This window comes from Brevundimonas sp., from assembly GCF_036677305.1.
GTDB lineage: Bacteria > Pseudomonadota > Alphaproteobacteria > Caulobacterales > Caulobacteraceae > Brevundimonas.
In genome coordinates, this window is the sequence record NZ_JAKFEB010000143.1 from 1 (window position 1) to 8,740 (window position 8,740).

The 8,740-nt window shown below is 70.2% G+C and carries 6 protein-coding genes; 3 read left to right on the forward strand and 3 right to left on the reverse strand.

Annotated features, from left to right (window positions below):
* Both V6M42_RS08190 and V6M42_RS08195 read left to right on the forward strand, forming a co-directional pair.
* A partial coding sequence (locus V6M42_RS08190) for a 5-oxoproline transporter, DUF979 family subunit (RefSeq protein WP_332678145.1) occupies nt 1-270 on the forward strand: 270 nt, incomplete at its 5' end.
* A gap of 1 nt (nt 271) precedes the next feature.
* Complete coding sequence (locus V6M42_RS08195) at nt 272-1,276, forward strand: DUF2891 domain-containing protein (protein WP_332678146.1); 1,005 nt, start codon at nt 272-274, stop codon at nt 1,274-1,276.
* On the opposite strand, the gene V6M42_RS08200 is transcribed toward V6M42_RS08195, so the two are convergent.
* Nucleotides 1,273-1,626 (reverse strand): DMT family protein, encoded by a 354-nt coding sequence (locus V6M42_RS08200; protein ID WP_332658809.1) that lies wholly within the window; start codon nt 1,624-1,626, stop codon nt 1,273-1,275. The two genes, V6M42_RS08195 and V6M42_RS08200, sit on opposite strands and share 4 nt — an antisense overlap.
* 142 nt (nt 1,627-1,768) lie before the next feature.
* Here V6M42_RS08200 and V6M42_RS08205 point away from each other — a divergent pair, with 142 nt between their 5' ends.
* Nucleotides 1,769-1,921 carry a hypothetical protein gene (locus V6M42_RS08205; protein WP_332658810.1) on the forward strand — a complete coding sequence of 51 codons (153 nt, stop codon included), beginning with the start codon at nt 1,769-1,771 and terminating at the stop codon, nt 1,919-1,921.
* 13 nt (nt 1,922-1,934) lie between these two features.
* Here the strand turns inward: V6M42_RS08205 and V6M42_RS08210 are convergent, their stop codons facing one another.
* Nucleotides 1,935-2,834, reverse strand: a complete 900-nt coding sequence (locus V6M42_RS08210; RefSeq protein ID WP_332678147.1) for an ROK family protein — start codon at nt 2,832-2,834, stop codon at nt 1,935-1,937.
* Between the two features lie 121 nt (nt 2,835-2,955).
* Nucleotides 2,956-8,676, reverse strand: a complete 5,721-nt coding sequence (locus V6M42_RS08215; protein WP_332678148.1) for an autotransporter-associated beta strand repeat-containing protein — start codon at nt 8,674-8,676, stop codon at nt 2,956-2,958.
* Between the last annotated feature and the right edge of the window lie 64 nt (nt 8,677-8,740).

Genomic DNA, 8,740 nt, shown 5'->3' on the forward strand with positions numbered 1-8,740 from the left:
GTGATGACCGCCGCGATCGGCCTGCCGTTCGTGGTCGTCCAGTTCGGCGGCGACCCGGCCATCGTCTGCGCCATCGGCATGCTGGCGGGTTTCTGCGGGACGCTGATGACGCCCATGGCGGCCAACTTCAACGTCGTGCCGGCCAATCTGCTGGAGCTGCCGGACCGGGACGCGGCGCTGAACGGGGTGATCAGGGCGCAGATCCCGACAGCCCTGATCCTGCTCGTGGTCAATATGGCGCTGATGTACGCCTTGGCCTTCAGGTTCTGAGATGACGCACCGCCTCGACGCCGCGACCGCCTCCCGCTTCGCTTCGGCGGCGCTGGGCCATGTGGTCCGCGAATATCCGAACAAGATGGATCACGTCGTGTCCGGACCGGAGGACGTGCAAGGACCGCGCGCCCTGCACCCGATCTTCTTCGGCAGTTTCGACTGGCATTCGTGCGTGCACGGATGGTGGACGCTGTTCACCCTGCTGCGGCTGTATCCCGACATGCCGGAAGCCGGGCGGATCCGGGCGCTGGCGGACGAGATGTTCACCCGGGAAAACGTGGCGGCGGAGACGGCGTACCTGGATCGCGCCGGAAGCCGCGGGTTCGAGCGGCCGTACGGCTGGGCCTGGCTGCTGATGCTGGCGGCGGAACTGGAGCAGCATGGCGACGGGCGGGCCGAAACCCTGCGCCCGCTGACGCTGGTCTTCGCCAGACGGTTCACCGACTTCCTGCCGCTGGCGGATTATCCGGTGCGGGTCGGGACCCACTACAACACGGCCTTCGCCCTGAGACTCGCGCTGGACTACGCGGAGGGCGCGGGCGACGCCGCCCTGACCGGCCTTTGCCGCGAGCGGGCGTTGCGCTGGCATGCCGCCGACCGCGACTGTCAGGCGTGGGAGCCGTCGCAGGACGAGTTCCTCTCCCCGGCCCTGATGGAGGCGGTGCTGATGCGGCGGGTGATGGCCCCGGACGCCTTCGCCGGCTGGTTCGACGCCTTCCTGCCCCGGATGGCGCAGCGCGCGCCCGCGACCCTGTTCCGGCCGGCCGGCGTCAGCGACCGATCCGACGGCAAGATCGCCCATCTGGACGGGCTGAACCTGAGCCGGGCCTGGTGCTGGCGCGAGATTGCGGCGGCGTTGCCGTCGGACGACCCTCGCCGGTCCATCGCCCTCACGGCCGCCGGCGACCACCTCGACGCCGCCCTGCCCCACGTCACCGGCGACTATATGGGCGAGCACTGGCTGGCCAGTTTCGCCCTGCTGGCGCTGCTGGCCGAGGCCTAGAGCGGGCCGCGGAACACGAACCAGGCCCCGGCCAGGATCAGGGCGAATCCGACCGCGTGGTTCATCGTCAGCTTCTCGCCGAGGAAGGTGACCGAGAAGACGGCGAACACGACCAGGGTGATCACCTCCTGCATCGTCTTCAGTTCCGCCGCCGAATAGACCTGATGCCCGATCCGGTTGGCGGGTACGGCCAGGCAGTATTCGAAGAAGGCGATCCCCCAGCTGACGATGACGACCAGCCACAGGGGTTTCGAGCCGAACTTCAGATGGCCGTACCAGGCCAGGGTCATGAAGATGTTGGACGCCGTCAGCATGAGTATGGGGGCGAGCTGGGCGAAGGAGATGGGCATGGGGGACCTGTCGTGGCGTTCCTTCATCCACCAGCCGACGCGCGGGCCGTCAAGGCGCGCGGGCGGACACAGGAACCCGGACCGGCATGCGTCCGTTTCCCGCCCGGGCCACCGAACCGGCCCGGCAATGGAAGGCGTCGCCATGCGGGCTGTTCGCGAATTCTGGCCGGTGCTGCTGGGCGCCGCGATCCTGTCGGTCGCCAGCGTCTGGATGGTCGTCAAGCTCGACGGCGATACGGCCTCGATCCACCCGGAACGGTACGAACGCTTCATGGAGGGGACGCGGGGCGTATAGCCGTCGCGTCGGTTCAGCCCACGGCGTCTTCCGCCAGCGCGATGGCGCCCAGCGGGCCGGCCCGGTCCCCCAGGGCGGGAGCGGCCACGAAGTCCTCTATCTGCGCGACGATGCCGGGCGCCGCGCCGTAGCCGTTCAGACTGTGGATCAGCGCCGTCCTCAGCCGGGGCAGCAGGAAGGGCTGTCCGCCGACCACCCCCCCGCCGATCAGGATCCGTTGCGGAGCGGTGGTCAGCACCAGATTGTGCAGCAGGGCCGCGAGGGCGTGGACCACCTCGTCCCAGGCCGGATCGGACGGCGTCAGCCGATCGCCCGCCTGCCCCGCCTTCGCCTGTATCGCCGGACCGGACGCCAGACCCTCGACGCAGTCGCCGTGGTACGGGCAGACGCCGGCCCAGGTTGCGCCGGCCAGACGCGGAATTCGCAGGTGCCCGGCTTCGGAGTGGCCCAGACCCCGGACCGTGCGCCCCCGCACCACCGAGCCGACGCCGATCCCCGTGCCGACGGTGACATAGGCATGGCTGTCGAGGCCCTGCGCCGCCCCCCATCGCCCTTCGGCCAGCGCGGCGCCGTTGACGTCGGTGTCGAACGCGATCGGGACGCCGAGCCCGCGCAGCGGCGCCAGCACGTCAGCATCGCTCCAGCCCGGCTTGGACGTATTGACGATGCTGCCGTAGCCGGGGGCTTCGGGGTCCAGTTCAAGCGGGCCGAAACTGGCCACGCCGACGGCGGCGAAGCCAAGGTCATCACGCCAGCGGGTCAGGACGGCCCGGATCGCGCCGAGGGTTTCTTGCGGCGAGGTCGTATTGATCCGCACCTGTTCGCGGATGTCGGCGGGTCCGGAGGCCAGCAGGCAGACGCATTTCGTCCCCCCCAGTTCGACCCCGGCGAGCAGCGGGCCCCGGTCTGACATCAGTTCCCTCCCCGCGCATGCGCCGCCATGGACGCAATCCATCGCCCGTAGCGGGACCGCGCACAAGGTTCGGGAACCGACGGCGCCCCCGCCCTTCCGGAGGGAGGCGCCGCCGTGATGATCACCAGCTGACGTTCAGCTTGATGCCGACCTGGTTGTCCTGCAGGCGTTCGCTGAACAGGCCGCGGTATCCGGCGGAGACGGTGACGCCCTCGCCGGCGCCGACCTCCACGCCGAAGTCGGCGAGCCCGGCCACCGGCGGGGCTTCCGCCCCCTCGACGACGAAGCTCCCGAAGCCGACCGGCGCGCCGGTAAAGCGCATGTCGCCGGTGGCCTGACGGTCGCCCGCCATGGCCATGATCCCGGCCCCGCCGTAGACGCGGAAGCCCCGGCCGTTGACGCGATAGTCCTGCGTCGCACGCGCGCTGAACTGCAGCGACTGCCAGTCACGCTCCTGACCCGAGGCCTGCAGCGACAGGGCGCCGGCGCCGGTTTCGGTATAGCCGTCGACCGAGGCGTTGGACGCCGTTCCGATGACGCCGAGAGCGATCATGCCGTCGTCCGACACCTGGAAGCGGCGCGCCACGCTGGCCGAGAGCGCCTGGCCCTCGGCGTGGGTGTTGCCGATGGCCATGCCCCTGAAGGCGCCGATCGCGATCCCGCGGCGGGTGTCCAGGTCGCCGCCGTAGAACGAGGCCGTAACGTCAGCCGCCCAGACGCCGTCGTCAAAGGCGACATAGCCCGCCGCGTGCGACAGATCGCTTTCGTAGTGGCCGTCGCGGGCCGCGACATCGCCTTCAAGCCGCGTCACCCCGGCCGCGCCGCCGAGGCTCATCGAGCCATGACGCACGCCATAGCCGCCAGCGAAGCCGTTCAGCTTGCTTTCGACCGTGGCCTGGCCGGGTTTGCCGTCAAGCGTCTGATCGCCGGCATAGGCCGAAACCCACCCGCCCGCGCCGCGCCCGGTCGGGGCCGACGGATCAAAGGCGCCCAGGACGTCGCCCAGACGGTCGGCGCTGTTCTCACGGCCGCCGGAGAAGCTCAGGCTGTCGACGAAGTTCAGCGCCTCGCCGCCATCGTTGCGCCCGCCCAGGCCGCCGTTGCGCACGGCGTTCTGGAAGGCCTCGTTGGCGCTGAACATCGAGGTGGTGACGTCGGCCAGCGGCTCGCCGCTGATGCTGTCGAAGGCCGCCGCCCGGTCGGCGGCGCTCAGACCGGCGATCAGGCCGATAACCGAAGCCCAGTCGTCCGAGGCTCCCAACTGGCCGCCCGAGAGGGCCTGGCCGATGGCGCGCTGGTTGCCGGTGCCCGTCGCGCCCGGATCGAGATTGGCCAGCAGGCGCAATTCCAGCACGGCGGCGTTCGGGGCGAGGTCATAGCGGACCCGCCAGAACAGGCCGTCCTGGGCCGTGGCCGTGAAGGTCGAGCCGTTGGCGAAGGTTCCGACAAGGTTGTTGGCCTGCAGGAACAGATAGCGGGTCGCGAAGTCGAAGTCGGACGTAGGCCCGTGGAAGGTCGGGGCCAGGACGCCGCCCGTCAGGGTCGCCGCGCCATTGATCCGCAGTTGGTCGACCAGGTTGCCGCCGGACATACCCAGCACGTCGATGGCCAGGGTCGCGCCGTTCAGCGTCAGGCCGCCGGCGGTGAAGCCGCCGATGCCGTTCTGGACGCCGGCCAGGCCGGGCGACAGGACCGCGCCGTTCGACGCCGTGAGCGCGCCGCCGATCGTCCCTGCGCCCGTCACGCTGCCGCCCGAGGCGGAGATGCTGCCGGTGGTCGTGCCCGCGAAACGCAGTTCGCCCGCGGTGTTGCTGATCGACCGGATCGAGTGATCGCCCAGCAGGGTGAACAGACCGCCGGCGTGGACCACCGAGCCCGCGCCTGACAGACGCCCGCCGAAGGCCGACTCCTCCCCGCCGATGGTCAGGCGGCCCGCGCCGACGTCGACGTCGCCCGTCCCGTACAGGGCGTCGATGCGCTCGTTGAAGCCGTTGAGGTCGAAGGTCCCGCCCGAAGCCACCGAGACTGTCGCCGCGTCAGACAGGCGCTCGGCGGCGCCCAGCCGCAGCGCGCCGGCGTTGATGAAGACGTACGAAGCCGCGGCCGTTCCGTTCAGGGCCGAAACCCCGCCGAGGTTGAACAGGGTTCCGGCGCCGAGGTTGGCGTTCAGCACGGCCGCGTTCAGCTGGTACTGGGCCGCCGTCAGCGTGCCTGTTCCGGCCAGGACGCCGTTGAGCGCCGCGATGTCCACGGTGTCGTTGAACGCGCCCAGGTTCAGCGTCGAACCCGAGGCGACCGAGACCGTGGCCATATCGGCGAGCCGGTTCGAAGCGCCGAAAGCCAGCGTGCCCGCCAGAACCGACACGTCGTCGGCGGCGCTGGTTCCGGTCAGGGTGGAGACGCCTCCGGTGTTGAAGAGGCTGCCCGCACCCAGGTTGGCGTCGATGGTTCCGCCGTCGAGGGCGTACTGGGCGGCCGTCAACGTACCGGTTCCGGTCAGGGCGCCGCTCAGCAGGGCCACGTCGACGGTCTCGTTGAACGCGCCGAGGTCAAGGGTCGCGCCCGACTCGACCGAGACGGTTGCGGCGTCCGCCAGTCGCTCGGAAGCGCCGAGCGTCAGCACGCCGGCCTGGACCGACACGAAGGCGGCGGCGCTGGTTCCGTTCAGGGTCGAGACGCCACCGGCGTTGAACAGGCTGCCCGCGCCCAGGTTGGCGTCGATGGTCGCGTCGTAGAGGTCGTATTCGTCGGCCGTCAGCGTGCCGGTTCCGGCCAGCGTGCCGTCGAGCACCGCCAGTTCGACGGTTTCGTCGAATGCCCCGAGGTCCAGCGTCGCACCCGGGTCCACCCAGACATAGGCCGTATCCGCCAGACGGTTCGAGGCGCCGAGCGTCAGCGTGCCGTCCTGCACCACCACGTCGGCGGCGGCGCTGGTTCCGTTCAGGGTCGACACGCCGCCGACGTGGAACAGGATTCCGGCGCCGAGGTTGGCGTCGATTATGGCGTCCCCGAGGGCGTACTGGTTCGCCGTCAGCGTGCCGGTTCCGGCCAGGGCGCCTATCAGAACCGCGAAGTCGACGGTGTCGTCGAAGGCGCCCATGTCCAGGGTCGCCCCCGGGAACACCACGATCGTGCCGGTATCGGCGAGACGGTCCGAAGCGCCGAGGGACAGCGTCCCCCCCAGCACCAGCAGGTTTGCGGCGTCGCTGGTCCCGTTCAGCGTCGAGACGCCGCTGAAGTTCAACAGGTCCCCGCCGCCGAGGTTGGCGTTCACGATCGCCCCGTCCAGCTGGTACTCGACCGCCGTCAGCGTGCCGGTTCCGTTCAGGGTTCCGGCGAGCGCGGCGATATCGACAGTCTCGTCGAAGGCGCCCAGGTTCAGCGTGGCGCCGCTTGAAACGGCCAGCGTCGCGGTGTCCGCGATCCGATCGGAGGCGCCGAGCGTCAGCGAGCCGCTGATCACAGACAGCAGATCGGCATGGGACGCGCCGTTCAGGGTCGAGGCCCCGCCGACGACATAGGCCGAGCCGCCCGCGATGTCGGCGTTGACCGTAGCGCCGTCCAGCTGATGCTGGAGCGCCGTCAGGGTTCCTGTTCCGGCCAGGGTCCCGTTGATCGAGGTGACGTTGACTGTCTCGCTGAACGCCCCGAGATCGAACGTCGCGCCGACGGCGACCTGGAGGTCAGCGGTGTCGACGATCCGGTCCGAAGCGCCAAGGCGCAGGGTACCGCCGTCGACCACGACCAGATCGGCGTTCGAAGCGCCGGTCAGGGTCGAGACGCCGCCGACGTTGAACAGAAGTCCGGCGCCGAGGTCGGCGTACACCGCCGCCCCGTCCAGGGCGTACACGCCGGCCGTCAGGGCGCCCGGTCCGTTCAGGACGCCGTTGATATAGGCGTTGTCCACGGTTTCATCGAAGCCCTGGAGCTCGACCACGCCGCCCGCATTGATCAGCAGGCTGGAGCCATCGGCGAGAACGCCCGAAGCGCCAAGCCGCAGGATGCCGTCCACGACCGTCAGGCCGGTCGCGGTGTTGGCTCCCGTCAGCGACAGGTCATAGGCCGAGCCGATCGTCAGTCCGCCTGCGCCGCTGATGACGCCGTCGTAGGTTGTCGTTTGCGCGCCTGCGAGGGTCAGGCCGCCGCCGCCCAGATCGACGAAGCCCGATCCCGTCAGGGCGCCGATGGTTTCGTCGTTCAGCAGGGACAGGGTCCCGCCGACGGCGATATCGACAAAGGCGGCGTCATTGATCGCCGAGCCGCCCGAGACTGCGAGGACGCCGGCGTTCAGGGACCATGCGGCCGTCGCTGCGTCCGTGCCGGTCAGCGTCCAGGTCCCCGAGCCGTTCATGGCGCGGCTTTCGAAGTTCAGCACCTGGCCGATATCCAGCGAGCCCGCGCCCGAGCCGTCCAGCACGAAGGCGTCCACGCCGGCGCCGCCGTCGAGGGTCGCGGTGAAGCCGGCGGTGTCGACCAGGGTGACCGTGTCGGCGCCGTCGCCGGCGTTGAGCACGCCGTTCAGTGCGCCGGCCAGCGAGATCAGGTCATCGCCGCCGTTGGTCAGGACCGCGCCGTCGGTCGTCGATCCGGCGAGGAAGGTCAGGTTGTCGTCGAAGACGCCGACGCTCTCGACGGCGTTGACCGGGCCCGAGATTCCGCCCGAGCTGGTGAGGATCAGGGCGGCCAGCGAACGCACGCCGCCTTGTGCGCCGGTGATCGAGCCGGTGTTGGTGATTTCACCGCCGGCCTGCAGCAGCGCCCCGTAGCCGGCCGTGCCGGTGATCGTCCCGTCGTTGGTCAGGGTTCCCACGCCGGTGACGGACACGCCGTTCGTCGCGCCGGTGATCGAGCCGCCCGTCAGGTTGTCTACGGTCGTGGCGCCGTTGCCGAACACGCCTGATGCGGTCGTGCCGATGAGAATTCCGTCGTTGGTGAGCGCGCCGCCGCCGCTGACGAAATTCACGGCGTTGCCGCCGCGGATCGTGCCCGAGTTGACGACTGTCGCGCCGAGCCCGTCCAGGTACAGGCCCGCGCCCGTTCCGGTCGTCGTGATCTCGCCATTCGCCAGGTTGGTCACGCTGGAACCGGCGCCGAACAGCCGCACCGTCGAGGCCGCCCCGCCGCCCCGGATCAGGCCGCTGTTGGTCAGCGTGCCCGCGCCCTGGGTGTAGATGGCGTTGGAGCCCGACGTGATCGTCCCGGTGTTGGAGATCGCGCCGGTCCCGCCCGCATAGATGCCCGAGCTGTTGAAGGCGGTGTTCGTGGCGGCGATCACGCCGTCATTGGCCAGATCAAGGTTCTGGACAGCCACGACGGCGAAGACGGCGTTGATCGTGCCCGTCGCCGCATTGGTCAGCGTCAGGCCGCCGTTGGAGAGGACGCCGTTGCTGCCGGCCGTGATGGAGCCCGCGTTGTTGACCTCGCCATCGGCTCCCGTGAGGAAGACGCCGGTCCCGTTCTGGCTCTGGATCGTCCCGCCGGCGACGAGGTTCACCACCGAGTCCAGCCCGGCGAAGACCGCGTTCCCGTTGACGACCCTGACGTCCGAGAGGGTCGCGGTCGAACCCGCGCTGACGCCGACGCCGCTGGTCGCCGTGATTGCGCCGCTCAGGGTCGCGACCCCGTTGACGTTCACCGTTCCCGTGCCGCTGACGGCGTTGGTGAAATCGTGGTCGTCGGCGCGTGCGAAGGTGACCGACGAGCCGTTGGCCAGGACCACCGCGCCGGCGATCGAGCCCGCCGTCGCGCCGTCGCCGATCTGCAGCGTGCCGGCGTTGACGGTGGTGCCGCCGGTGTAGTCGCTGTCGCCCGCGAGGATCAGCGTGCCGAGATCGGTCTTCACCAGGCCGCCGGCCCCGGTCAGCGCCGAGGCGATGGTGGCCGTCCATGCGGCGCCGGGCGCCGTG